23 protein-coding genes are annotated in these 24080 nt (G+C 69.2%); 10 read left to right on the forward strand and 13 right to left on the reverse strand.

Annotation, left to right across the window (positions count from 1 at the left end; genetic code table 11):
- Positions 1-179: 179 nt before the first annotated feature.
- On the forward strand, positions 180-770 hold the full coding sequence (locus GIY23_RS10760; protein ID WP_187352094.1) for a hypothetical protein: 591 nt from the start codon (positions 180-182) through the stop codon (positions 768-770).
- Here GIY23_RS10760 and GIY23_RS10765 read toward each other — a convergent pair.
- The 5 genes from GIY23_RS10765 to GIY23_RS10785 all read right to left on the reverse strand — a co-directional run bounded on the left by GIY23_RS10765 (position 746) and on the right by GIY23_RS10785 (position 5231).
- Positions 746-1963: an NAD(P)H-binding protein gene (locus GIY23_RS10765; RefSeq protein ID WP_154076530.1), complete on the reverse strand. Its 1218-nt coding sequence runs from the start codon at positions 1961-1963 to the stop codon at positions 746-748. The two genes, GIY23_RS10760 and GIY23_RS10765, sit on opposite strands and share 25 nt — an antisense overlap.
- Complete coding sequence (locus GIY23_RS23390; RefSeq protein WP_154076531.1) at positions 1960-2430, reverse strand: nitroreductase/quinone reductase family protein; 471 nt, start codon at positions 2428-2430, stop codon at positions 1960-1962. The genes GIY23_RS10765 and GIY23_RS23390 overlap by 4 nt, the downstream gene beginning before the upstream one ends.
- A gap of 209 nt (positions 2431-2639) precedes the next feature.
- On the reverse strand, positions 2640-3326 hold the full coding sequence (locus GIY23_RS10775; RefSeq protein ID WP_154076532.1) for a methyltransferase: 687 nt from the start codon (positions 3324-3326) through the stop codon (positions 2640-2642).
- Between the two features lie 76 nt (positions 3327-3402).
- Complete coding sequence (locus tag GIY23_RS10780) at positions 3403-4035, reverse strand: response regulator (protein WP_154076533.1); 633 nt, start codon at positions 4033-4035, stop codon at positions 3403-3405.
- Entirely contained in the window at positions 4032-5231 is a 1200-nt protein-coding gene (locus GIY23_RS10785) for a sensor histidine kinase (protein WP_222850281.1), read from the reverse strand. The genes GIY23_RS10780 and GIY23_RS10785 overlap by 4 nt, the downstream gene beginning before the upstream one ends.
- Before the next feature lie 253 nt (positions 5232-5484).
- On the opposite strand from GIY23_RS10785, the gene GIY23_RS10790 reads away from it, so the two are divergent.
- From GIY23_RS10790 to GIY23_RS10805, 4 genes are all read left to right on the forward strand, one after another.
- On the forward strand, positions 5485-6570 hold the full coding sequence (locus GIY23_RS10790; protein WP_154076535.1) for an ABC transporter permease: 1086 nt from the start codon (positions 5485-5487) through the stop codon (positions 6568-6570).
- Positions 6567-7256, forward strand: coding sequence for an ABC transporter ATP-binding protein (locus GIY23_RS10795; protein ID WP_154076536.1), 690 nt, complete (start codon positions 6567-6569; stop codon positions 7254-7256). The genes GIY23_RS10790 and GIY23_RS10795 overlap by 4 nt, the downstream gene beginning before the upstream one ends.
- A gap of 315 nt (positions 7257-7571) precedes the next feature.
- Positions 7572-9191: an ABC-F family ATP-binding cassette domain-containing protein gene (locus GIY23_RS10800; RefSeq protein ID WP_154076537.1), complete on the forward strand. Its 1620-nt coding sequence runs from the start codon at positions 7572-7574 to the stop codon at positions 9189-9191.
- A gap of 12 nt (positions 9192-9203) precedes the next feature.
- Positions 9204-10448, forward strand: a complete 1245-nt coding sequence (locus GIY23_RS10805; protein ID WP_154076538.1) for an erythromycin esterase family protein — start codon at positions 9204-9206, stop codon at positions 10446-10448.
- Here GIY23_RS10805 and GIY23_RS10810 read toward each other — a convergent pair.
- The gene (locus GIY23_RS10810) at positions 10435-10947 is read right to left on the reverse strand and encodes a methylated-DNA--[protein]-cysteine S-methyltransferase (protein ID WP_154076539.1); all 513 of its coding nucleotides are present in this window, start codon (positions 10945-10947) and stop codon (positions 10435-10437) included. The two genes, GIY23_RS10805 and GIY23_RS10810, sit on opposite strands and share 14 nt — an antisense overlap.
- A gap of 194 nt (positions 10948-11141) precedes the next feature.
- Between GIY23_RS10810 and GIY23_RS10815 the strand changes: the two genes are divergently transcribed.
- Positions 11142-12128 carry a malate dehydrogenase gene (locus GIY23_RS10815; RefSeq protein ID WP_154076540.1) on the forward strand — a complete coding sequence of 329 codons (987 nt, stop codon included), beginning with the start codon at positions 11142-11144 and terminating at the stop codon, positions 12126-12128.
- A gap of 185 nt (positions 12129-12313) precedes the next feature.
- Positions 12314-12901 (forward strand): GrpB family protein, encoded by a 588-nt coding sequence (locus GIY23_RS10820; RefSeq protein ID WP_154076541.1) that lies wholly within the window; start codon positions 12314-12316, stop codon positions 12899-12901.
- A 7-nt stretch (positions 12902-12908) separates the two neighbouring features.
- Here GIY23_RS10820 and GIY23_RS10825 read toward each other — a convergent pair whose 3' ends face one another.
- The 4 genes from GIY23_RS10825 to GIY23_RS10840 all read right to left on the reverse strand — a co-directional run bounded on the left by GIY23_RS10825 (position 12909) and on the right by GIY23_RS10840 (position 16007).
- Complete coding sequence (locus tag GIY23_RS10825) at positions 12909-13367, reverse strand: GNAT family N-acetyltransferase (RefSeq protein ID WP_154076542.1); 459 nt, start codon at positions 13365-13367, stop codon at positions 12909-12911.
- Between the two features lie 49 nt (positions 13368-13416).
- Positions 13417-13698 (reverse strand): hypothetical protein, encoded by a 282-nt coding sequence (locus tag GIY23_RS10830; RefSeq protein WP_154076543.1) that lies wholly within the window; start codon positions 13696-13698, stop codon positions 13417-13419.
- Positions 13699-13828: 130 nt separating this feature from the next.
- Complete coding sequence (locus tag GIY23_RS10835) at positions 13829-14983, reverse strand: coiled-coil domain-containing protein (protein WP_154076544.1); 1155 nt, start codon at positions 14981-14983, stop codon at positions 13829-13831.
- Positions 14984-15017: 34 nt separating this feature from the next.
- Positions 15018-16007, reverse strand: coding sequence for a tyrosine-type recombinase/integrase (locus GIY23_RS10840; protein WP_228717657.1), 990 nt, complete (start codon positions 16005-16007; stop codon positions 15018-15020).
- 162 nt (positions 16008-16169) lie between these two features.
- On the opposite strand from GIY23_RS10840, the gene pip reads away from it, so the two are divergent.
- Positions 16170-17114: a prolyl aminopeptidase gene (gene pip, locus GIY23_RS10845; protein WP_154076546.1), complete on the forward strand. Its 945-nt coding sequence runs from the start codon at positions 16170-16172 to the stop codon at positions 17112-17114.
- Between the two features lie 45 nt (positions 17115-17159).
- Here pip and GIY23_RS10850 read toward each other — a convergent pair whose 3' ends face one another.
- Positions 17160-19451, reverse strand: a complete 2292-nt coding sequence (locus GIY23_RS10850; RefSeq protein ID WP_154076547.1) for a M28 family peptidase — start codon at positions 19449-19451, stop codon at positions 17160-17162.
- Positions 19452-19855: 404 nt separating this feature from the next.
- The gene (locus tag GIY23_RS10855) at positions 19856-20113 is read right to left on the reverse strand and encodes a VOC family protein (protein WP_187352095.1); all 258 of its coding nucleotides are present in this window, start codon (positions 20111-20113) and stop codon (positions 19856-19858) included.
- Between the two features lie 94 nt (positions 20114-20207).
- On the opposite strand from GIY23_RS10855, the gene GIY23_RS10860 reads away from it, so the two are divergent.
- On the forward strand, positions 20208-23282 hold the full coding sequence (locus tag GIY23_RS10860) for a Tn3 family transposase (protein ID WP_154076548.1): 3075 nt from the start codon (positions 20208-20210) through the stop codon (positions 23280-23282).
- 40 nt (positions 23283-23322) lie between these two features.
- Here the strand turns inward: GIY23_RS10860 and GIY23_RS10865 are convergent, their stop codons facing one another.
- Entirely contained in the window at positions 23323-23784 is a 462-nt protein-coding gene (locus GIY23_RS10865; protein ID WP_154076549.1) for a MerR family DNA-binding protein, read from the reverse strand.
- An 88-nt stretch (positions 23785-23872) separates the two neighbouring features.
- Between GIY23_RS10865 and GIY23_RS22635 the strand changes: the two genes are divergently transcribed.
- The gene (locus tag GIY23_RS22635; RefSeq protein ID WP_187352096.1) at positions 23873-24019 is read left to right on the forward strand and encodes a hypothetical protein; all 147 of its coding nucleotides are present in this window, start codon (positions 23873-23875) and stop codon (positions 24017-24019) included.
- Positions 24020-24080: the final 61 nt, after the last annotated feature.

The following is a 24080-nucleotide window of genomic DNA, read 5'->3' on the forward strand; positions in this document are numbered from 1 at the left end:
TGCGCCGCAATCCATGCCGAGGCACTCGTTCGTGTTGACCTTGACTGCGGAACGTGATCAGAACGGCTCGCTGAGAGGGCGCGCGGATTGAGGCTGTGGTCAGCGACATCGCGCCGATGGTTGGTTCGCTACGGAACCGTCCACGCAGATCAATCCGCGCACCGTCGTAGCCTGATGGGGTGTTGTTGAGCAGGTGGGTACTGGACGGAGTCGTCGCTGGTGAGATCACGTGCGCGTTCCGGCGTTGGGCGAGTCCCCATGCTCGGTCCGGCACGCGGATGCGCACCCAGGTCGGTGTCGTCGTCGTCACCGAGGTGACCGAGGTCCAACCGCAGGACATCACCGAGGACCAGGCTGCGGCGGCCGGGTACCGCTCCCGATCCGGCCTGCTGTCCTCCTTGGACAAGTACGGTTCCGGGTCGGTGTGGCGGGTCGGACTCCGCCATGTCGGCGAGGATCCGAGGGAGGTGTTGCGTCAGCGCCCCGAGCTCGACGCCGAGGAACGCGCGGACCTCGACCGCCGGCTGGCGAGAATGGACGCCTCCTCCCGGCACGGCCCCTGGACCCGGCACCTGTTGCGCCTGATCCGGGACCGTCCCGGCGTTCGGGCGGCCGAGCTCGCCGAGTCACAGAACCGGCCGGTCGCGCGGTTCAAGTCCGACGTGTGGAAACTCAAGGAGCTCGGCCTGACCGAAAGCCTGCGAGTCGGCTACCGCCTCTCGCCACGCGGCGAGGCCTACCTCGCTCACTGCGGCTCCGGTGCGTCGTAGTACACCTCTTCTCGAGTGATCCGGCCGTTGCCGACCGTGTACAGCGACAGCTTCGTGGTCCGGCGCCGGGCTCCGGTCGCACGTGAGGTGGTGTCGAGGGAGAACCGCACCGCGAAGCGGTCGCCGCCGACGTACGGGCCTTGGATGTCGACGGAGTGGATGTCGACCTCCGCGCCGAAGTCCTGGCTGCGTTCGTGGACGGCGCTGTTTCCGACGATTTCCAGGCCGTCTTCCACCCGCACGTGATCGTCGGGAAAGAAGTGGTCGATGGCGCCGCTGAAATCTCCCGCCCGGCACATCGCGACATACGTCGACGCGACACTGTGCACGTCGAGCGGGTCACCGCCGAAGTCGCGGGCGTGCTCGTGCGCCCAGCGCACGAAACTTCGCGCGGGGCTGCCGGTCAGCTCCTCCACGGTGTCGGTCACCGGTTCCGGCGTGCGCTGCATTCGTTCATAGGCGGCGAGGACGGGGTCGATGACCGTGTCCGGCCAGCCCGCGTCGAGCATCTGGCGGCGCTCACGATCCGGACTGATCGTCTCGAACGAGACCGGCCCGCCGCGCGCGGTTCCGATCGCGTGTGCCTGTTCGGTGTTGGTGAGGTGCTGCGGCCCGGTGAGGACATATCGTTGCCCTGCGTGACCGTTCTCCGTGAGCGTGCGCGCCGCGACTGCGGCGATGTCGGCTTCGTGAATCAGTGGCCGCGCCAGATCGGGGAACGCGTGTCGCACCGAGTCGTGAGTGGCGACGTCCTGTGCCCAGCCGAGCGCGTTCGAAGCGAACCCGACGGGCCTGAGGAAGGTCCACTGTGTTCTGTGCTGTTCGAGGTGGTCTTCAATGAAGCTGTGGCTGTTGGTGATCGGGTCGCCTTGGTCGTCGACGTCACGGATGCCCTCGGACGAGAGGTACACCAGCTGTGGCACGTCGGCCAGTGCCGCGACAACCGCGTCGAGTCCGTCGGTGCTCATCAGTGGCCACAGCAGGAACACCGCATCGGCGCCTTTGGCGGCACGCGCGACGCTGTCCGGATCGGTCAGGTCACCGCGCACCAGTTCGACGTGCTCCGGCAGGTTCGCGGTCTCTGGTTCGCGTACGAGCGCCCGTACCTGCGCCCGTCCGTGCAGTTCGCGGACGAGGTGGCGGCCGATGTGGCCGGTGGCGCCGGTGACGAGGATCAGTTGGTCGGTGTTCACGGTGGTCTCCCCCAGTTCGTTGTCGGTGTTCGGGGTCGTTGCCGATGTTCTGACCCGACGTTAGAACTTCGACTAAGCTCGAAGTCAACGCATCTTCGTTCGAAGGCAGGGATGAGATGTTGTTCCTCGTAGGCCAGGTGCATGTCGAGCTCGTCGATGAGCCGGTCGACTCCGGCGAGCACGGTGGCAGTGGCCTCGTAGCGGAACGTTCCGTCCTCGACGGTCACGCGTGGCTGAGCGACAAGGTTGTGGAACCAGTCGGGGTGCGTGGGCCCGCCGGCTGCGGACGCGATGACCAGCATTCGGTTTCCGTCGGGCAGATAGCCGACGGGCGTGGTGTGCGCACGTCCGGTGCGCGCTCCGACGGTGGTCAGTAACAGCAGCCGTGCGTTCTCGAACGGGCCGCCGACGTGTCCGTTGTTGGCGCGGAACTCGTCGATCACCGAGGTGTTGAAGTCGACAGGCATGGGGCGTCCTTCTCCAGGGGAAGTCGAGGGATTCGGGCGCGCTTGGGCGCGCGAGAACGATCGTTCGGGATCGGAGAAGGACAGCGGCGGGTCTCTCGCCCGCCCGGCCGTCACGCCTGGGCCGGGAACCTCACTCGTGCGTGGCTCATGGCCGACCCGGCAGTCACGGCGCGAACATTAACCTCGACGGCTTCGCGCCGCAATGCAATTCACGGTGTCGTGAGTCGGTAGACGACGTAGTCGACGCTGGTGTCCGCCCGGTGCAGCGTTTCGGTGGCGACGGTCTCGCGCCTCAGGCTCGTCTCGTCGATGAGGTGATCGAGATAGCCGAGGTCACCGGAGGTGCCGAAGAACAGCAGCACTCGCCCGCCCGGCGCGAGATGCGCTCCCACCTCGCCCGCGAACCGCCGCATCGTTGCGTAGTCCTCGTCCGTCGTGGCGCGTTCGAGCATGTCCCGCGCGGGAAACCACCGGAAAGGCGGGTCGAAGACGACGAGATCGAAACGCCCGTCGGCGCCGTCGAACAGGTCGGATTGCCGGAACCGGGCGGCGAGCCCGTTGCGTTCGGCGTTGGCGCGTGCGCAGTCCACGGCATCCGGGTTGACGTCGACACCGAGGACGTCGTCCGAGATCGAGGCGGCGAGGACGGCGTTGACGCCGCTGCCGGTGCCGAGGTCCAGAACCCGGTCCGTGGCACGCGTCTCCGCGAGAACCGAACGGCCGAGCAGGTGCGAGACGGGTTGCGGCGGGAACACCGTGGGCGGCACGACGAACTCGAAGTCGAAGTAGGACACCGTCTCGGTGTCGCGGGCGCGGAGTTCGGCGTAGGCGGCCTCGTGCCAGCGCCGGATCGCCTCCTGCTCCTGCGGTGTTCCGGTCGGTTGGTAGCTCCGCACTCGTTCCTCCCCATCGGGTCGTGAGCCCGCAGCGTACGACTCGGGCCGGTGCCGAGTGAACGAGTTTTTGGTCGGCTCAGCGGGTGCGGATGATCCCGTGGTCGAGGGCGGCGGCGATGGCGGCGGTGCGGTTGTCGACGCCGAGCTTGTCGTAGATGTGCACCAGGTGAGTCTTGACGGTCGCTTCGCTGATGAACAGTTCCTTCGACAGTGCCCGGTTGGACAATCCGCGCGCGAGCAGCCGCAGGATCTCCACCTCACGGTTGCTCAGCGCCGGTTTCGGGGTGCGCAGCCGCCCCAGCAGGCGCGCGGCCACGTCCGGTGCCAGGGCGGTCTGACCACGTGCTGCCGCCCGGACCGCGTCGCAGAGCTGCTCGGGCGGGGCGTCCTTGAGCATGTAGCCGGTGGCGCCCGCTTCGACGGCGGCGAGGATGTCGGCGTCGGTGTCGTAGGTGGTGAGCACCAGCACCTGCGGCGAATCCGGCAGTTCGGTGATGCGACGGGTCGCGGTCACCCCGTCCATGCCCGCGCCCATCTGCAGGTCCATCAGCACCAGGTCCACTGTGGTCTCGGAGAGGACGTCGAGCGCTTGCTGTCCGTCGGCGGCCTCGGCCACGACGGTCATGTCATCGCGATCGTCGAACATCGCACGCAGTCCTCGTCGGACGACGGGATGATCGTCGACGAGCAGGAGCCGTACCGTGGTCATCGGTGCTCCTCGGCCGTCAGCGGCAACCGGATCCCGATCACCGTGCCCTCCCCTGCTGAACTCTCGACCTCCAGCGTGCCACTCAGCGCGGTGATCCGTTCCCGCAGCGCGGTGAGTCCGTAACCGCTGCCGTCCGAGCGGGACTCCAGGGTGTCGCGGTCGAAACCGACTCCGTCGTCGTAAATGTCCAGCGTGACCTCGTCGTCGAGAAAACCCAGCGTCACCACCGAGTTCTCGGCACCGGAATGCTGGACGACGTTGGCGAGACTCGCCTGCGCCGCGCGCAGCAACGCCACCTCGAATCCGGAGCTCATCCCGGAGACGTCCCCGTCGATGCGCAGCGAGCACCGAATCCCCGACTCGCGCTCGGTGCGTTCGCACAGGCGACCCAGTGCCTCCGGCAGCGTTCCCGCACTCAGCGACGGTGGTGCGAGGTCACGGACGAAACGGCGGGCCTCGGCGAGCCCGTCGGCGGCGGTCTCTTGCGCCTCGCTGATCCGTCCCGCGACTCGTTCGGGATCCTCCGGCAGTGACGCCTGTGCCGACCGCAGCAGCAGCACCACACTCGAAAAACCCTGCGCGAGCGTGTCGTGGATCTCGCGTGCGAGGCGTTCACGTTCGGCGAGCACGCCGGCCCGGTGTTGGGACGTGGCGAGCTCTTCGCGGGTGCGGGTGAGGTCGTCGATGAGCAGCCGCCGCTGCTCGCTCTCAGCCGCGATCGCCGCATACCCCCAGGCCATGACGATCGCGAACACCGCTCCGAGTGCGGGACCGAGCACCATGCCCACGCTCCAGCCCTGGGCGTGGGCGATCTGGGCGAGCACGACCAGCCCGGTGATCGCCACCACGGCCGCGACCGCGTGCCAGCGCGCGAGCAGCGCCAGATGCAGAAAGAACAGCGGGAACGCGACCCACGAGAAGTCCGGGCTCGCCGCCAGCAGCAGCGCCCACTCGGTCGTGATCGCCGCCAGCCACACGAGGTCCAGCCAGCGGTGCCGCCGACTCCACATCAACCCCGCCGCGTACAACGCCGCGAGGACCACCGCCCCGCACAACGCCGCGTAGCTGTGCACGCCGGCGTCGCGGGTGACGAACAGGCGCACGGTGGCGATGGCCAGTAGCACGAAGAACGACGCGTGCAGGGCGAGCCGCAGGACGCGCAGGATCGTCGTCCCTGCCGGGGCCGGTGTGTGCACGCCTGGTCCTGTTCCTCGTGGTCGATCTTCGCGGCCGCTCCGCGCGTCGGTCGTCTCGGGCCGTGCTCGCAGCCTAGAGCCCCACCACCAGCCTGAACCGCAAGCACGCCGGTCGGCATCAACCGTTCGATGGATCCGCGCGTACCCCCTTCGACGCGCCGGAATCGACCGTCGCAGCGATGGAATCGTGCGCGCCGACGACGAACCTGGTTCTTGCACCCCGCCCCTGCGCGGGGCGAGGAAGGAGAAACCCGTGTTCGTCGCCATCCGCGACATCCGCGCCGCCCGAGGGCGATTCGCACTGATGGGCTCGGTCGTGCTGCTCATCACGCTGCTCATCGTGCTGCTGTCCGGGCTGACCGCCGGGCTGGCCGGTGAGTCGACCTCGGGCATCGCGAAGTTGCCCGCCACTCACATCTCGTTCGGCTCCGGCAACGAGGAGGCTCCCGAACAGTCGTTCGCCGACAGCACCGTCACCGCCGAACAACTCGACACCTGGTCCGGCGCCGACGGGGTCCAGTGGGCCGCGCCGTTGGGCATCACCCAGACCCGCCTGGACGCAGCCGACGGCACCAGCGCCTCGGCGTCGGTGTTCGGTGTCCGCCCGAGTGACCCGGTCGGTCCCGAGGGCGTCGCCGACAACTCGCTGGTCGTCAGCCAGCAGCTCGCTGACGAGGACAACCTGCGGGTCGGTGATCGCGTCACTGCAGGCACCACCGAACTGACCGTCTCCGCGATCGCCCCGGACGCCCACTACAGCCACACCCCGGTCGCGTGGACGTCCCTGGACACCTGGTCGCAGGTCAACGGTCCACGAGGCGGGGAACAACCGCCGGTCGCCACGGTGGTCGCCGCGAAGCTCGATGACAACGCCGACCCGGCCGCGATCGACGCGCAGGCGGGCACCTCCACCGCGACGCGCTCGGGGAGTCTGGCCGCGATCGGATCGTACTCGTCGGAGAACGGGTCGCTGCTGATGATGCAAGGCTTCCTGTACGCGATCTCGGCGCTGGTGATCGGCGCGTTCCTGACCGTCTGGACGATTCAACGCACTGGCGACATCGCGATCCTCAAGGCACTCGGCGGCTCGACCGGCTACCTGCTGCGAGACGCGCTCGTGCAGTCGCTGGTAGTGCTGCTCATCGGTGCCGGACTCGGTGGTGCGGCCGGGATCGGGCTGGGCGCGTTGGCCGTGAACGCCGTGCCGTTCGAACTCACCGTCACCACCACGGTGCTGCCGGTGCTGGGCATGATTGTGCTCGGCATGGCCGGTGCCGCCCTCGCCGTTCGCCGCATCACCTCCGTCGACCCGCTGACCGCGTTGGGAGCCGTCCGATGAGCCTGCACCTGTCCGACGTCCGCCTCACCTACCCCGACGGTGACAGCACCGTCACCGCACTCGACGGTGTCTCCGTCGAGGTCGACGCCGGCGACATGCTCGCCGTCATCGGGCCGTCCGGTTCCGGCAAGTCGAGCCTGCTCGCCGTGGCCGCCACTCTGCAACGCCCCGACTCCGGTGCCGTTCGGGTGGCCGGCCAGGACACCGCCGGGCTCTCGGGCAAGCAGCTGAGCAGGCTGCGGCTGGAGGAGATCGGCATCGTCTTCCAACAGCCGAACCTCATCAGCTCGCTGACGACCGCGGAGCAGTTGCTCGTCACCCAGCACATGCGCGGGCGTTCACCGCGCCAACACCGGGAACGGGTGCGGGAGCTGTTGGCCACGGTCGGACTCGACGGCAAACAGCACCGCAAGCCGCACCAGCTCTCCGGCGGGGAACGGCAGCGCGTCAACATCGCCCGCGCGCTGACCGGCAAACCCTCGGTACTGCTGGTCGACGAGCCGACCGCCGCGCTCGACCATGACCGGGGGACGCGGATCGTGGAGCTGCTCGCCGAGGTCACTCGCGAGTTCCGGCTGGCCACGATCATGGTCACCCACGACACCGAGTACCTCGGACAGGTCGACAGGATCGCGGCCATGCGTGACGGAGCGCTCAGCCACGACACCGCGGCCGCTCCCGTGTGATCCCGGGGTTCCCGGCCCGCGTTCGGGGGCGGGCCGGGCACCAACGCTACGTGAGCCTTTTTGGTGGTCATAGCCACCAAAAAGGCTCACGCCTCCCAGCCCGCAGCGGCTGTCCCGGTCGGCCAACGTGGTTCGCCGCGAGAAATTCGGTGGCGCACGGTGCGAGCAGGTCGCTATGCTCGTCGCATCATGAAGAACTGACATCAGCCGTGCCCGCGTCCGAGGCCCCGCACGAGTCCGCCGCCATCGACGGGCGACCGTGCGCATCATGCCCGGCGGGCGTCACCCCACCTTCTTCTCGGCTGGTGTCGCTTGATGTCTCCTGCTCCCCTGCTCGTCTCCGACCTCACCAAGACCTACGAGGCGCGCCGCGTCCTCGACGGGGTCAGTCTCACCGCCGCGCCCGGCACCCGCCTCGGCCTGGTCGGCGACAACGGCGTCGGCAAGTCCACGCTGCTGCGGCTACTCGCCGGACTGGAGGCTGTCGACTCCGGCGAGATCAGCGGCCCGGCCGAGATCGGATACCTGCACCAAGAACTGCCCTTCAGCGCCAAGTCCACGGTCACGACCGTGATCGACGACGCGCTGGCGGACCTGCGCGCCGCCGAAACTCGGCTGAGCACCCTTGCCGAGCAGCTCGCCGACAATCCGCACGATGCGCTCCTGCTCGACGAGTACGGGCAGGTGTGGGAGTGGGCGCAGCACCACGAACTGTGGGACGCCGATCGGCGCGCCGAACTCGTCCTCGACGGACTCGGACTCGCCGGAGTCACGCACGACCGTCGTCTCGACAGGCTCTCGGGCGGGCAGCGTTCCCGGCTCGGGCTCGCCGCGCTGCTGGTGCGGCGGCCCGCGACGCTGCTGCTCGACGAGCCGACCAACCATCTCGACGACGACGCGCTCGAATTCCTGGAACAACACTTGCCGAGCCTGCCCGGCGCGGTGATCCTCGCCAGCCACGACCGAGTGTTCCTCGACGCGGTGTGCACCGACATCGTCGACCTCGACCCGAGCGTCAACGGGACCACCCGGTACGGCGGCACGTTCTCCGACTACGTGGAAGCAAAACGCGCCGAACGGGCCCGCTGGGAACAGCGCCACCGGGACGAGCAGGCCGAACTCGCCGCGCTGCGGCACTCGGTCGACGTCACCGCGCGTCAGGTGTCGAACAACAAGGAACGCGGCAACACCAGCAAACTCGCCTACGATTACAAGGGTGCGCGGGTGCAGAAGCAGGTGTCGCGCCGCGTCCGCAACGCCCAGCAACGTCTCGACGAGCTCACCCGCACCCAGGTGCGCAAACCTCCGAAGCCGCTGTCGTTCTCGGCGTCGTTGACCAGTGACGCCGTCGACGGCGAGGTGGCCGTGCAGCTTCGTGACACCACCGTCGTCGGTCGGCTGCACGTCGCCGAGCTCGACATCGCCGGAGCCGACCAGCTTCTCGTGACCGGCCCCAACGGTGCCGGAAAGTCGACACTGCTGCACCTGCTCGCCGGTACTCTCCCGCCACAGCGGGGAGGTCTGCACCGCCGCAGCGGTCTCAGCGTCGGAATGTTGGAACAGGACGTCGTGTTTGCCGACGACACCGTGTCTCCGCGTCATCTCTACGCCGAAGCGGTCGCCGATCACTCCGACGCTCCGGCGCTTCACGAGCTCGGGCTGCTCGCCGGTCGCGACCTGGATCGGCCCGTCGGGGTGCTCTCGGTCGGCCAGCGCCGCCGTGTCGCGCTGGCGAGACTGTTGGCACGCCCGCCGCAGGTGCTGCTGCTCGACGAACCGACCAACCACCTTTCGCTGGCCCTGGCCGGCGAGTTGGAGGACGCCTTGCACTCCGCGCCCGGCGCGACCGTCGTCGCCACCCACGACCGGTGGCTGCGCCGCCGGTGGGACGGGCGTGCCCTGGAACTGCGCAACGGACACCTGCACTCCGACTGAAGGAGAGCCTCGATGAGTTCCTCCACTGTGCCCACACATCCGCTGCGTGACGTCGGTCCGTCCGATCCGCTGGACGATCTCGCGCCGTTCCTCGACATCGTCGGAGACGCACGCGTGGTCGCTGTCGGCGAGAACAACCACCACGTTCGAGAGTTCACTCGCGTGCGGCATCGGCTCACACGAGCGTTGGTCGAACATGCGGGATTCACCCATTTCGGCCTGGAATCCGGGTTCCCGGAAGGGTTCACCGTCGAACGCTGGTTGCGTGACGGCGTCGGCGATCTCGCGGAGGTCGCCGACGCGGGAACGACATTTCTGCACGGTCGTGCCACCGAACTCCGCGACATGCTGACGTGGATGCGCGAGGCCGGTGTGCACTTCACCGGGCTGGACCTGCCGTCCTCGGCCGGCTCGGCCGCACCGGCGATCGACGCCGTCCGCCGCTACCTCAACGCCATCGAGCCGGAGGCCGTCGGGCTGGCCGACGCGGCACTGGCTGCCACCGACGTGTACGCCGCAGGCAGCAACGCGCTCTCTCCCGTCCGCTATGCGGACCTGTCCGAGCAGATGCGCGACGCGGCGACCGCAGCCGTGAGTCGACTGCTGGCGCACATGGAATCCTTGCGTCCCTTGCATTCCGCCCGCTCCGGTCCGTGCGCCCAGGCGGTCGCCGAACACCACGCCCGTGGTGCTTGGTGGCTCGACCAGCATCAACGTGAGCTTCACGCGATGACCGCCGCACCACGGCACACGGGGCCGCTGTCCTCACGGGACACCTACATGACGCGCACGGTGCGACTGCTGCTCGACAGCGACCCGTCCGCCAAGATCGTCCTCGGGTTGCACAACGGACACCTGCAACGCACGCCGTTCACCCCGCACGGCGAGGCCGTGGTGATCCCCGTCGGTCAGCAGCTGGCGGCAGCACTCGGGACGGAGTATGTGGCCGTCGGTGTCACCGCGCACGGCGGCACCACGACGGGAATCACCGTGGACGGGTCCGGCGACTTCGGCGCGACCCTGCACGAAGCCGCGTTGCCGGCACCGGAAACCCAGAGCATCGAACACGCACTCGGCGCAACCGGCCCTGTGCTGCTCGATCTTCGCCGGGCCGAACACGCGGACGAGACGCCGAGCAGTCTGCGTCACGTCGACTTCTTCGCGCCCACCCCGGTCTTCGACGCCTTCGACGCCCTGGTGCACCTGCCCACCATTCAGCCCTCGTCGTTCGTCACCGAACCGGTCACCACAACGTGAGCGCGTCCGCGCTGCGTTCGAGGTCCAGCAGGATGCGTTTGCGGTCGGTGCCGCCGCCGTATCCGCCGAGACCGCCGTCGGCGGCCACGACCCGGTGGCACGGCACGACGATGCTGATCGGGTTGTGGTGGTTGGCCATGCCCACCGCGCGCGAGGCGCCGGGTTGCCCGACAGCGGCGGCGATGTCGCCGTAGGAGGCCGTAGCGCCGTAGGGAATCTCCCGCAACGCCTGCCATACCCGCTGCTGGAAATCGGTGCCGTCGGCCCGCAGCGGCAGATCGAAGACGGTGAGGGTCCCCGCGAAGTACGCGGCGAGCTGAGCCTGCGCCTCCGCCAGCAGGCCCGCCTCGGCGCCCTCCCACGGTTCGGGCCGCCGGCAGACGTCGACCATGTGCAGCTGCTCGACCGCCCCGTCGGCGGCCACCACCGTCAACGGGCCGAGCGGGCTGGACACCAGCCGGTAAGACCGTTCGTCGACCTCGTCGCACTCCCCAGCCATGACCGTCATCGTAGTGGTCACCGGTTACGGCGCCACGGTGTGTCGGACGAGCTGAATCGGTCCGGGGCGCGCGACCCAGGCCCACCGGGTGTGATCCGTGCCGGGGTCGGGTTCCGCCCGCGCACTGGCCGATAGCATCGCCTGCGGCAAACGACCAGCGAGGCAACCACCAGGCGAGCAGGAGAAGAACTTCGATGACCCAGTCTCCCGTCACTGTCACCGTCACCGGCGCGGCAGGTCAGATCGGCTACGCGCTGCTGTTCCGGATCGCCTCCGGGCAGCTCATCGACTCCCGGACGCCGGTGAAGCTGCGCCTGCTGGAGATCCCGCAGGCCGTCAAGGCCGCCGAGGGCACCGCCATGGAGCTCGACGACTGCGCCTTCCCGCTGCTGGAGAGCATCGAGGTCACCGACGACGCCACGAAGGCGTTCGACGGCACCAACGTCGGCCTGCTCGTCGGCGCGCGTCCCCGCGCGCAGGGCATGGAACGCGGTGACCTGCTCGAAGCGAACGGCGGCATCTTCAAGCCGCAGGGTGAAGCCCTCAACGCCGGCGCCGCCGACGACGTGCGGGTGCTCGTGGTCGGCAACCCCGCGAACACCAACGCACTGATCGCCCAGGCCCACGCCCCGGACGTGCCCGCCGAGCGGTTCACCGCCATGACCCGGCTCGACCACAACCGTGCGCTGAGCCAGCTCGCGCACAAGCTCGGTGTCTCGGTCACCGACATCAAGAAGATGACGATCTGGGGCAACCACTCCGCCACCCAGTACCCCGACCTGTTCCACACCGAGGTCGGCGGCAAGATCGCCGCCGAGCAGGTCGAGCAGTCGTGGCTGGCCGACGAGTTCATCCCCACCGTCGCCAAGCGGGGCGCGGCGATCATCGAGGCCCGCGGTGCGTCCTCGGCGGCCTCGGCGGCCAACGCGGCCGTCGACCACGTCCACACCTGGGTGAACGGCACCGCCGACGGCGACTGGACCTCGATGGGCATCCCGTCGGACGGCTCGTACGGCGTGCCGGAGGGCCTGATCTCTTCGTTCCCGGTCACCTGCTCGAACGGCAAGTACGAGATCGTGCAGGGCTTGGAAATCGACGAGTTCTCCCGTCAGCGCATCGACGCCTCCGTCAACGAACTCGCTGAGGAGCGGGACACGGTCCGCCAGCTCGGGCTGGTCTGAGCCACCGCTGCCGAGTTCAGCAGTCCGGGGCCGCCGTCAACCGGCGGTTCCGGACTGCCTGTGCCCGATCAACCGGGCGCATCCAGCGGGTGTGAGAACTCGTAGTGGCCGAACCGAACAGCGAATCGCACGCCGAGTATCGGCATCGATGGCCTCCGCAAGTCGTGGTGGCTAGTGTCGGGTCGGTGTCCACATTCGACGAGGTCACTCGGCACCACGATCCCGGCCCGGACGAGAACCCCTGGGTCGAGGGCCCGCCCCCGCCGGAGCCCGTCGAGATCGTCGAGTACGACCCACATTGGCCGCAGCGCTACGTCGCCCTGGCCGCCGACATCCGCCGGGTACTCGGCCCCAACGTCCTCGATCTCGATCACGTCGGCTCGACCGCCGTGGAGGGTTTGGCCGCCAAGGACATCGTCGACATCGACCTCACCGTGGCCGACCCGCGCCACGAGGCCGCCTACGTTCCGGCGCTGCGCGAACTCGGCTATGTGCACGTCGTTCGGGAACCCTCGTTCCACGAGCATCGGATGCTGTCGCTGGCCGAGCCACGCGTGAACCTGCACGTGTGGGGGCCGGACTGTCCTGAGGTGATCCGGCACCGCATGTTCCGCGACTGGCTACGCGGCAACACCGACGACCGCGAACGCTACGAACACGCGAAACGGGCAGCGGTGCCGGGTGGTGGTCACGTCATGGACTACAACGAGCGCAAGCAGGACACGATCCGGGCGATCTACGACCGGGCGTTCCGCGCCGCCGGAATGCTCTGAGCGGCGTTCAGCAGTCGAGCAGCAGGTGCGGACGCTGCCAGGTGATCGATCCCCCGCCGGGCACCGTGCCGACCCGGCGGGCTCCGTACCGCAGGTAGAACGCCTCCGCGGGCGGATGCGAGACGATGTGCACGCGACTGACGTCCGCGGCGCGTGCCTCGGTGCAGAGGTCATCGAGGAGCAACGAGCCGATGCCGTGGCCCTGAACGTCGTCGGCGACGAACAGGTAGTCGAGTTCCCACTCTCCTGGCTCGCCCCGGCCGGGCACAAGCACGCCGGTGAAGCCCGCGATCCCTCCGGCGTCGGTGCGCGCCACACGCACCCGGTTCGCCTCCAGGTACCGAGTGGTGATCGTGTCGTCGGCGACCATCGCCTGGTACCCACCCGCGTAGGCCGCACTCGTCCGCACGATGCGCGTGAGGGCGTCGGCGTCACGATGCTGGGCGGGCTGCACGGTCGCGGACATACGCCCGAGGGAATCATGCCGCACCGGTGTCGCCACGTCGGGGCGGCGCTCAGCTCTGGATCGGACGACTGAAGGCCACCGAGTGATGTCCACGCGCCGCGAACACGGCTGCGCCCACGAGCGCCGCGGCGTGACCGGCCATCGCCAGGAAGACGCCGCTGCCGGTCGCTACGTCGACGATCGATCCGGCGAGGGCACCGAGCGCGAAACCCAACCAGGCGCCCAGGACGCCACCCAGCATGGTCTGGCCCGGCGCTCCGGGGGTGGTCATCATGATCAGGGCGGCGACGACGAGACCGATGAGGCTCACGGACAGCGTTGGCATCAGCATGCGTCCACGATGCGCCGGATTCGGGCCACGGAGATCAGGGAAGCTCCCGAGAGCCACCCCGAGAACCCGACTCCGGAACCTGAGGGACCACCCGCACCGGTGGCTGAGGCGCGCGGGTTCCCCACGCGCTTCACGCCTGGGATTCGCTGTCGGCCGGGGTGGGCTCGACACGGTCGCGGAGTGCGCGGAGCTCGGCGAGGGTGGTGTCGAGCTGAGTCTCGGCCCGCTGCGCCCGCGCGACGGCTTCGGCGCGCGATTGCTCCACAGTGGTCAGACGCTGCGTGGCGTCCTCTTCGCTGCGGCGCAGCGTCTCGGCCGACTCCGCCCGTACGGAGGCGAGTTCTGCGGCGTGTCGTTCGCGGAGGTTTCCGATCTCGTCCAGCCGGGTCCGGAGTTCCGCGCGTGCATCGGTAAACTCGGTGCGGACGTCGGCGAGGTCCTTCTTGGTGTCGGCGAGCGTCTCGGTCGCGTGCTGAGCGGTCTGTTCCGCACGCGCCGCGCGCTGTTCGGCGTCCGTTCGTGCGGTTTCGTGCTCGGCGACGAGCCGACGCGATTCTTCCCGTGCCGCAGCGACTTTGCGCTCCGCATCCGAGGTCGCCTGGTCGGCGTGCCGCTGCGCCTGCTGGATCTGCTCGTCCGCGTCGCGGCGGGCGGCAGCCAGGGCCACCTCGTACTCGTTGCGGGCTGCCTCTATCTCGTTCTCGGCCCGGGTGCCGGCCTCATTCGCCTTCTCGACGGCGGCGTCGCGAGTCGATTCGGCGTCCTGCGCGCGACGTTCCGCCTGTTCGGCGGTCTCCCCTGCATCCTCGGCGGCCGAATCGGCGGCCTCACGTGCGTCCTCTGCGTCCCGGCGCTGCTGCTGGGCGGTCGCCAAGGCCTGCTCGGCGGCGGCGACCCGGTGTGCGGCGTCGGCCTGCGCCGCCTGGACCTGCGCCTCCGCGACGCTCGGGTCGGACAACGACCGCAACTCCCCGATCGCGTTCGACAGGTTCCGAGACAGCTGCTCGGACAAGCTCCGGTACTGGCGCAGAAGCTCGTCGGCGCGCATCCGGGCCGATGACACCGGCCCCTCCCATTCCGTCACGGTGACCGAATCCGTGGCGGTGTCGTCGTGGCGGCGCTGGCGTTCCTTCCATGCTCGCCACCGAGTGTGTTCCGGCAGGTCACAGTACTCCGGAGGACGCCCAGGAGCGCCGGTCCGCGGAACCGGGCGCTCACACCCGGGGAACTTGCAGCTCCCGTCGCCGCGGGGCTCCTCAACCTCGGTGACGGTCTGCTCGGTCATGGCCGGAACCGTACTAGAGCCCGGTCCGCGCCGATCAGTCCGACGCACGCCCGGTCGCGGCCGCCACCAGGTGTGCCGGATCGCCCGTCAAGGACAGCGCCACGTGGTCGTAGAGCTGAGTGATCGCCGCCGAGGAGTGACCGAGCGCGTCGCGACGATCCTCTAGCGCCGCTCCCCGCTGCCGGGCGATGGTGTTGAACGTGTGTCGCATCGAGTGCGGCGTGATCGTCTGCGGCATCTCCACCCCCGCCTGCGCTGCGGCGCGCTGCACGAGCCGCGAGACCTGGTGCCGGGAGATCCGCGCGCCCACACGGGTCGTCACCAGCGGCTCGTCCCGTCCGGCGTCGCGCTCGGTGAGGTGGGCATCCACGAGTGACGCCACCGGTGCGGGCAGCGGGCGGGTGCGGACCTTGCCGCCCTTCATCCGCACCGTCAGCACCCGCATTCCGTCCCGCTGCCCCAGATCCGCGACCTCTGCGGCGCACAGTTCGGACACGCGGATCCCGAGGTCGATGAGCAGCGCCAACGTCAACGCGACGGCGCTGGGTTCCAGGGTGCGGTGTTCGGAACCGCCCGCCGACGCCAGCATCGCCCCGGCCTGGCCCTCGGTGACACTCGTGGTCGGCGAATGTCCGCGGTCGTAGCGGGGGCGGGCGGCGTCGCGGGCCGGGTTCGCGTCGGTCGCCCCCGCCCGGACGAGGAACGTGTACCAGCTCGACACCGCGGCCATTTTCCGCGCGCGGGTGGAGGCCGCGAACTCCTTGCCGGTGCGGGGATTCGTCGCCGCCGCCAGCTCCGCGCCGTACATCTGCACCTCGGGCAGACGCACCGACAGCGGGTCGAGGCCCCGTCGCACGCACCAGTCCAGGTACTCGCCGAGGTCCCGGGAGTAGGCGGACCGGGTGTGTCCGGACTCGGAGAACGACCCGAGCCACGCGGCGACCAGCGAGCCGACACTGTGGCCGGTCGAGGCGGTGGCCGCCAGCGTTCCGGTACGCGACGCGGGCGAGGAGACGACATCCACGATGATCACCGTAGCCGCCGGTGACCACGGTCAGCCAACATGCAGGCGTTCGTGCTCGGTGGTCTCGTCCTCGTGGTCGAGCTCGTCCGGCGATACTCTGTTGGACCGTCGCGACCGTGACCGGCGTTGTGGAACCGGCATCCGAAACTGAGGGGAAGTCGAATGGTGGAGTTGCATCCGGAGACCGAGCCGCACGCGTCGGGAATGCTCGATGTCGGTGACGGCCACTCGATGTACTGGGAAGTGCGGGGTAATCCCGACGGCAAACCCGCGGTGATCGTCCACGGTGGACCGGGGTCGGGAATGAACCCGCAGGGTGCGCGACTGTTCGACCCGAGCCGCTACCGCATCGTCCTGTTCGACCAGCGCGGCAGCGGACGCAGCACCCCGCACGCCGCCGACGTCACGAGCTCGCTGGAGCACAACACCACCTGGCATCTCGTCGCCGACATGGAGCTGTTACGTGACCATCTCGGCGTCGACACCTGGCTGCTCAACGGAGGATCCTGGGGTTCCACCCTGGCCCTCGCCTACGCGGAACGGCACCCCGAGTGCGTCTCGGAGATCGTCCTCGCCGCCGTGACCACGACCCGGCGAAGTGAGATCGACTGGCTGTATCGGGGTGTCGGCCGGTTCTTCCCCGAACAATGGGCCCGGTTCCGGGACGGCGCGGGCTCCGACGAGGTCGTCGCCGCGTACGCCGAGCTGGTGAACGACCCGGACCCGGCGGTGCGCGACAAGGCGACCGCGGACTGGTGCAAGTGGGAAGACACCGTGCTCTCGGGCGAGATCGGCGGCGACGAGGGGCCCTACCAAGGACGCCCGGACGCTGCCCGCGCCGCGCTGGTGCGGATCTGCGCACACTACTTCGCCCATGGTGCCTGGCTGGACGAAGGCGCTCTCATCCGCGACGCGGGACGGCTCGCCGGGATCCCGGGCGTACTCGTCCACGGCCGCTTCGACCTCGGCGGCCCCCTGGAGACCGCGTGGGAACTCGCCCAACGCTGGCCCGACGCCGAACTCACCGTTGTCAACGAAGCAGGCCATCTCGGCAACGACACCACCCGTTCCCACGTCCTCGCGGCACTGACCCGTTTCCAGGCGTGAGCCCTTGTGGTGCCTATGACCACTGAAAAGGCTCACGCCCGCCGGTCACAGTGTCTGTGTTCGGGTCACGGCGCTGATCGGGCGTACCAGCACGAGACCGTCCGGCGGGGTGAACCCAGGAACTTGGGTCAGGTCGTGACCGCGGTCGGCGATGCGCACGGGCAGCGTATCGGCGTGTTGCGTGAGTACCAGCTGCACTTCAATGCCTTCGGATGGCGCGCCGTGAAAGACGAATCCGAAGTCCTCACCCTGCTCGGTGCCGGTCACTGACCGGCCGGCGACCGTCGCGGAGCGGACCGTGGCCTGCTCGGCGTCGACCCACAAGCCGAGCGCGGCCGCTTCTCGCGGAGAGGACAGCCGGAGCGTGAGTTCCCGAGTGCCTGCCGGGTCCCCCCGGTCGGCGACGACTTCGAGTCGGGGTCCGGGCTGCGCCGCGATCGGTGCCGGCCCGTGCGCGAGCGGCTCGCCGTCCACCCACGGAAAGGCGTCGTCGAGCACGGCAGGCTGCTCCGGCAGTAGCGAGCGGCTCCAGTCCGAGTCCGGAGTGTCCGATGTCGCCCAGTACGCGGTATCGGCATCGGCATCGATCGAGTACAGCAGCTGCTGCTGTCGAGGCGGGGTGGCGCCGGGGCGATTCGCCACGAGCCCGGTCGCGATGAGCGCGGCCACGAGCGTCAGCCCCAGAGCTGGAAGCGCTGCGCTGCGCCACCAGGACCGACGAGCGTCCGAGGACCAGAGGTTCTCGAAGACCGGCAGGGCCAGCCACACGGCGATCGCGAACAGCACCGTGCCGAGCACCCCACCCAGCGCCAGGTCGACTTCGAAAGCGCTCACCGCGCCCGGCGCCAGCAGCACCGCCGCGGGCACCAGGGCGAGCAGCGTCACGACCACGCGTCCCACGGTGTGCTTACGCGGCATCACTGCGGTGATCAGTGCACCGAGCACCACCGGAAAGGTGGGCGGCACCAAGAGCGAGGAGAGACCCGGCAACGTCAACGTCGCCAACACCGCCAACAGCGCGAACGTGAGAAGCCCACCCGCGGCGAGTGCCTCGGCGCCGAGCCGGCGACGCAGCAGCGCGTACGTCCCCACCAACACGCCGAAACCGGCCAGCAGCATCGCGACCTGATACGGACCCGGGGTGTAGGGAACCCCGACCACGGCGGAGGCTTGACCGGGTTCGACGGTGGACGCGACCTGCCACACCGCGAACGCCGCGAGCCCTGCGGCGGCCAGTGCAACGAGGGTGACCACAGCGGAAATCACCGTGCGCGGCAACGTGAGCGCGCGACGCCAGCGCGCCAGTCCCACCACCGCTGCCGCCAGCGCGAGCATCACCCAGGCCAGTGGCGCTTCTGCGGCCTGCGGGTATCGGGCCTGTCCCCACGGCAACGTGGTCACGAGATCGTTTCCCGCACGAGGCACCGTCGCGAGATCCCGGCCGGCGAGATCCCGGGTCATCGTCAGACTGGCGATCCCCATCTGTTGCAACGAACCGTCGCTGAGGTTTTCCGGCGTGTCGAGGGGCGAGTGGTAGTACGCTCCGCCACCGGTGATCGCCGTGTCGTAGGAGTGCAGGCCGCCTTCGGTGAATCGTGTGACGTCGGTGTCGTTGGGCAGCGCCTCGAACACGGCCTCGAACGCGGAGTCCGCGACGGTTCCCGGAGCGAGCGAGAGCACCTCCAGTAGCACCGCGTTGGGCGAGGTTGTGCGGAACGTCGTGGGAACTCCTTCGTTCCCCCGGGCCTCGTGGTTGAGGAGCACGGTGGTGCCGAGCTGGTCGGCGCGGTCGCGCACGAACGCTTCCGCTCCGAGTAGGCCGAGTTCCTCGGCGTCGGTGATCAGAATGGTGACGTTGTTGCGTGGTGCCGTTTCCGTCGCACTCAACGCTCGCGCGGTTTCCAGCAGGGTGCCCATGCCGATGCCGTCGTCGGCGGCCCCCGGCGAGGCGGCCACCGAGTCGTAGTGGGCCGCGAGCACCACCGTGCCCGTCGGGTCGGTGCCGGGAAGCGTGGCCAGGACGTTGGACACGGCCGCGAGTTGCCGCGTTCCCTCGTCGGGGTTGGTGGCCCCAACGGACCGGTGCACCTCGGTGTTCCAGCCCCACGTCTCGAGTTGTTCGAGCAGATACCGGCGCGTCTCGGCGTGTTGGGTCGATCCCAGAGTGCGGGGTTCCGCGGCGACGCGTTCGATGTGCTCCATCGCGCGTTCGCCGCTGAACTGCTGAGACGGTGCGTCCGCTGCCCGTGTGGCTGGTTGCTGAACGAATGCACTGAGCGCACCGAGCAGCAGCAGACCGAGGAGTCCGATGGTCGACAACCACCGGGTCCGTCCCATGCGAGCTGACCGTGGCACTGGCGTCGAAGCGCTCATGATCCAGACTGTAGCCGCACGAGCCCGTACCGCAGCACCGCGAACCGCATGAACCGGTCTCCGATATGTGGTCGGAAAGTCTCCCTCGGTGGCTGCCTCGCCCTGGAGTGGCGTTGATTCGCCACCGGATGGATCCGCTCCATCCGAATACGCAGTCCGCTCGCGTCTCGGGCGAGGGACGGCCGCAACAAGATCTGTCGGCTCCGACGACGACGTCGGCATGTGGTCGTGGATGCGTGGACGCAGGCGGTGGGTACTGGCAGATCTGTTTCCCGACCCCCGCACGTTGATCGGGAGCCGGTTACTTCTGGGCCTGGCAGTGGGCGGCGCGACTTAAGTCCATTCCGACCTACATCGCCGCGTTGCGGCTACGGGAGCTGCTGCAACGCCCACGAATTCCCGTCCGGGTCACTGAAGGTCACAAACGACCCCCAAGGCTGGACGTCGACGTCGCTGACCGGGACGCCCCGACCGGACAGCTGCTGACGAACGGCCTCGGCGTCGTTCACGACCATCTGCAGGCCTTGCTGCGATCCCGGCGCCATCTCGGTGATCCCGGTACCCAGAACGATCGAACACGCTGAGCCCGGGGGCGTGAGCTGCACGAACCGCAACGTGTCGTGCACTTGGTGATGGGGTGTGAGTAGCAGCGGTACAGGATCCTCCGGTAACGCGAGGCCCTGATCTTGTGGCTGTGGCTGATGGGGTTGAATGCCGGTCGTGCCGGTGGAGTTTTTGACCGATGAGCAGGTAGCCCGGTTCGGCTGCTTCGGTGAGGCACCGTCGCAGGCGGAGCTGGAGCGGTTCTTCTTCCTCGATGACGCCGACCGGGCGCTGGTCGGGCGGCACCGCGGCGAGCACAACCGCCTGGGGTTTGCCCTGCAGCTGGCCACGGTGCGGTATTTGGGGATGTTCCTGGCGGATCCGCTGGAGGTGCCCACTGCGGTGGTGGACTTCCTCGCGTCGCAGTTGGAGACCACTGACCCGTCGCGAGTGAAGACGTATGCCCAGCGGCAAGCCACGCAGTGGGAGCATGCCGCAGAGATTCGCCGCGAGTGCGGCTATCGCGACTTCGGAGACGCCTCCGCCGAGGTGGATGAGTTCGTGGCCGCGCGGGCGTGGACGCGGGTGGAGACCGCGAAAGCGCTGTTCGACGCCACCGTGGCGTGGCTGCGCTCGAACCGGGTGCTGCTGCCCGGCGCCAGCGTGCTGGCCCGGCTGGTGGCCGGGCACCGGGATCAGACCACAGAGCAGATGCACGCCAGCCTGCACCAGGCGGCCATCGCCGCGGATCCCGAGCTGCCGGGAAGACTCACGGAGTTGCTGGCGGTGCCCGAGGATTCCCGCATTTCGGAGTTGGAGCGGCTGCGGCGCGGGCCGACGCGGGTGTCCGGCCGGAGCATGACCGAGGCGCTGCACCGGGCCTCGGAGTTGGCCGGGCTGGGCACGAACGCGGTGGATGTTGCTGCGGTGCCGGTGAACCGGCTGGAAGCCCTGGCCCGGGACGGGTTGTCGGCCAAGGCCCAGGCCATCGAGCGTCGCGAGCCGCGGCGGCGCACGGCCACGCTGGTCGCGGCGGTGCGCAGCCTGTCGAGTACGGCGGTGGATGACGCGTTGGATGTGTTTGCCGCGTTGATGGCGGACAAGCTCATCAAGGCCGCTGAGCGCACCAGCAGGGATGCGAAGTTGGCCAGTCTGCCGCGCTTGAACAGGGCCTCGAGCACGCTGGCTTCGGTGGGCAGGGTGCTGCAGAACCTCAGCGAGTCCGCCGAGTCCGACACCCTGGCTTTCAGTCAGGTTTGGGCGGCGATCGAGGAAGTCGTGGATCGCCGGCGCCTGGCTGCCGCGGTGGATACGGTCGACGAGCTCGCTCCGGTGCAGGTCGATGATGATGCCGCGTGGCGAGCCGAGCTGGTCTCGCGGTGGGCGGTGGTGCGACCGTTTCTGCCGCTGCTGGCCGAGGTCATCCCGTTCGGCGCGAGTCCGGCCGGGCAATCGGTGTTGGACGCCGTTATCGAGCTGCCCGAGCTGATCGGTCGCAAGAAGGTCCGAGCTTCGGAGATCCGCGATGATCTGGTCGTCGGGTCGTGGCGCAAGCTCGTGGCCGGCGGTCCGGAGCTGGATCCGGGGTGCGTGGACAAGCACGCCTACGCGCTGTGCGTGCTGGAAGCGCTGCACAAGGCGCTGCGGCACCGCGAGGTCTACGCCCGCGACTCGAAACGCTGGGGTGACCCGCGCGCCCGGCTGCTGGAAGGCGAAGCGTGGGAACGGATCCGCCCGCAGGTGCTGACGGGGCTGAAACTCACTGAGGACGCCCAGGCCCACCTCGACGAGCAGGCCACGGGGCTGGATGCGGCCTGGCGCCACTTCGGCGCCCGGATCGACACCGACACTGGCGACGGCCGCGTGCGGGTCGAAACCGGCCGCGACGGGCGCGCCCAGATTCGGGTGGACGCGCTGGAAAAGCTCGACGAACCGCCGTCGCTGCTGGCGTTGCGGGAGCGGGTCGAGCAGATGATGCCGCAGGTCGACCTGCCCGAGTTGCTGCTGGAGGTCCACGCCCGCACCGGCTACCTCGCGGAGTTCACCCACGCCTCCGGCGGCGAATCCCGCATGGATGAGGCCGAGCTGTCGCTGGCGGCCGTGCTCGTGGCTGAGGCGACCAACGTCGGCTACAAACCCGTCGCCCGGCCCCGGCACCGGGCGCTGAATCGGGCACGCCTGTCGCACGTCGAGCAGAACTACCTGCGCGCCGAGACACTGCGCGCGGCCAACGCCCGGTTGATCGAGGCCCAGGCCGATCTTCCGCTGGCCCAGCTGTGGGGCGGTGGGATGGTCGCTTCGGTCGACGGGATGCGCTTCGTCGTTCCCACCCAGACCGTCTACGCCGGGCACAACCCGCGTTACTTCGGCCGTAAACGCGGCGCCACCTGGCTCAACGCCATCAACGATCAGGTGGCCGGCATCGGCGCCACGGTCGTACCGGGCACCCAGCGGGACTCGCTGTACCAGCTCGATGTGCTGCTCAACCCCGACCACGGGCGCCGGCCCGAGCTGGTCACCTCGGACACCGCCGGGTATTCGGACATGGTCTTCGGGCTGTACCGGATCTGCGGCATGGCCTACGCACCCCGGCTGGCAAACCTGGCCGACACCCGGTTCTGGCGCATCGACCCCGCCGCGGATTACGGCGCCGTGAACGATCTGGCCCGGCACCGGATCCAGCTGGGCCGGATCAGTCCGCACTGGCCGGAAATGCTGCGCATCGCCGGATCACTGGTCACCGGCACCGTGCGCGCCTACGACCTGATCCGCTCGCTGGGCCGCGACGGCAACCCGACCCCGCTGGGCCAAGCGCTCGCCGAATACGGCCGCATCGCCAAGACCCAGCACCTGCTGGCCGTGGCGGACCCGGACGACGACACCTACCAGCGCTCGCTGAACGCCCAGCTCAACACCACCGAATCCCGCCACCGCCTGGCCCGCAAGCTCTGCTTCGGCCACCGCGGCGAACTCCGCCAGAGCTATCAGGAAGGTATGGAAGACCAGCTCGGCGCGCTCGGACTCGTGCTCAACGCCGTGGTGCTGTGGAACACCACCTACCTGGGCGCCGCCGTAGAACAGCTCCGCGCCCAGGGCTACCCGGTCTCCGACGCCGACGCCGCCCGGCTATCGCCGCTGATCGACACGCACCTCAACGTCCACGGGGCCTACACGTTCTTCCTGCCGCAGTTGGCCGGTCTGCGCCCGCTGCGAGATCCACAGGCCGGCTCTGACGAGGACGAAAGCTCATGAACGAAAGCAGGCGAGCAGAGCCCGACGGTGCCCGCAGCGGCTACCGGCCTCTACCCGGCGGCGCCGCATCGTCAACACCTGGCTGGCAGCCGGAGGCGGTGCGCTCGACGAGCGAGCACACCGCCTCCGGCTCGGAAGCTTCCTGTGCTGGCTCGGTGTCGCGGGCACGGGTGAGGCTGGCCCGCAGGGCGGTGAGGTCGGCGATCGCGGTGTCGATCTCAGTAATGCGCTGATCGAGCAGGTGGCGCACCGACGGGCACGGGGTGGCGCCGTCGCGGTGCAGGGTGAGGATCTCGGCGATGTCGTCCAGGCGCAGCCCGAGGGTGCGGGCCTGGCGCACGAATCCCAGTGTGGCCACGTCCTCGGCGGTGAACAGCCGGTACCCGGCCGGACTGCGCCGCGGTTCGCCCACGAGCCCCTTGGCCTCGTAGACCCGCATCGCCTTGCGGGACAGGCCAGCCTGACGGGCAGCCTGCCCGGCGGTGAACGTAGGCGAGCTCATGACACCTCCTGCGCGAGCTTGACGTGGCCCCAGGGGCCAGCTTCTACCGTGCCGGGGTAAACACGCATACGCCAAGGAGGGATACGTCATGCCGTTGCGCGAAGGAGAGATCTATCGCTGCCCGCTGCCGGACTGTGGCTGCGAGGTCACGGTGACCAAGAGCGCCCCGGCCGACTGCTCGGGCCAGCAGTCGCCGACCTGCTGCTGCGGACAGACGATGGTCAAAGCTAGCTGAGTTCCACGACGTCCCAGTCCCTGACTGAACGGAACGCGCAGGCCGGACGGGGTGGAACGCC

Origin of the sequence: Allosaccharopolyspora coralli (assembly GCF_009664835.1) — a bacterium.
GTDB classification, from domain to species: domain Bacteria; phylum Actinomycetota; class Actinomycetes; order Mycobacteriales; family Pseudonocardiaceae; genus Allosaccharopolyspora; species Allosaccharopolyspora coralli.

Bases quoted from the DNA above. Each gene is read 5' to 3' on its own strand.
- GIY23_RS10800 (WP_154076537.1), top strand. From the start codon at position 7,572: ATGTCTCCTGCTCCCCTGCTCGTCTCCGACCTCACCAAGACCTACGAG.
- GIY23_RS10805 (WP_154076538.1), top strand. From the start codon at position 9,204: ATGAGTTCCTCCACTGTGCCCACACATCCGCTGCGTGACGTCGGTCCG.
- GIY23_RS10865 (WP_154076549.1), bottom strand. From the start codon at position 23,784: ATGAGCTCGCCTACGTTCACCGCCGGGCAGGCTGCCCGTCAGGCTGGC.
- GIY23_RS22635 (WP_187352096.1), top strand. From the start codon at position 23,873: ATGCCGTTGCGCGAAGGAGAGATCTATCGCTGCCCGCTGCCGGACTGT.
- GIY23_RS10810 (WP_154076539.1), bottom strand. From the start codon at position 10,947: ATGGCTGGGGAGTGCGACGAGGTCGACGAACGGTCTTACCGGCTGGTG.
- pip (WP_154076546.1), top strand. From the start codon at position 16,170: ATGGTGGAGTTGCATCCGGAGACCGAGCCGCACGCGTCGGGAATGCTC.
- GIY23_RS10780 (WP_154076533.1), bottom strand. From the start codon at position 4,035: ATGACCACGGTACGGCTCCTGCTCGTCGACGATCATCCCGTCGTCCGA.
- GIY23_RS10835 (WP_154076544.1), bottom strand. From the start codon at position 14,983: ATGACCGAGCAGACCGTCACCGAGGTTGAGGAGCCCCGCGGCGACGGG.
- GIY23_RS10825 (WP_154076542.1), bottom strand. From the start codon at position 13,367: ATGTCCGCGACCGTGCAGCCCGCCCAGCATCGTGACGCCGACGCCCTC.
- GIY23_RS10830 (WP_154076543.1), bottom strand. From the start codon at position 13,698: ATGCTGATGCCAACGCTGTCCGTGAGCCTCATCGGTCTCGTCGTCGCC.
- GIY23_RS10850 (WP_154076547.1), bottom strand. From the start codon at position 19,451: ATGGGACGGACCCGGTGGTTGTCGACCATCGGACTCCTCGGTCTGCTG.
- GIY23_RS10795 (WP_154076536.1), top strand. From the start codon at position 6,567: ATGAGCCTGCACCTGTCCGACGTCCGCCTCACCTACCCCGACGGTGAC.
- GIY23_RS23390 (WP_154076531.1), bottom strand. From the start codon at position 2,430: ATGCCTGTCGACTTCAACACCTCGGTGATCGACGAGTTCCGCGCCAAC.
- GIY23_RS10815 (WP_154076540.1), top strand. From the start codon at position 11,142: ATGACCCAGTCTCCCGTCACTGTCACCGTCACCGGCGCGGCAGGTCAG.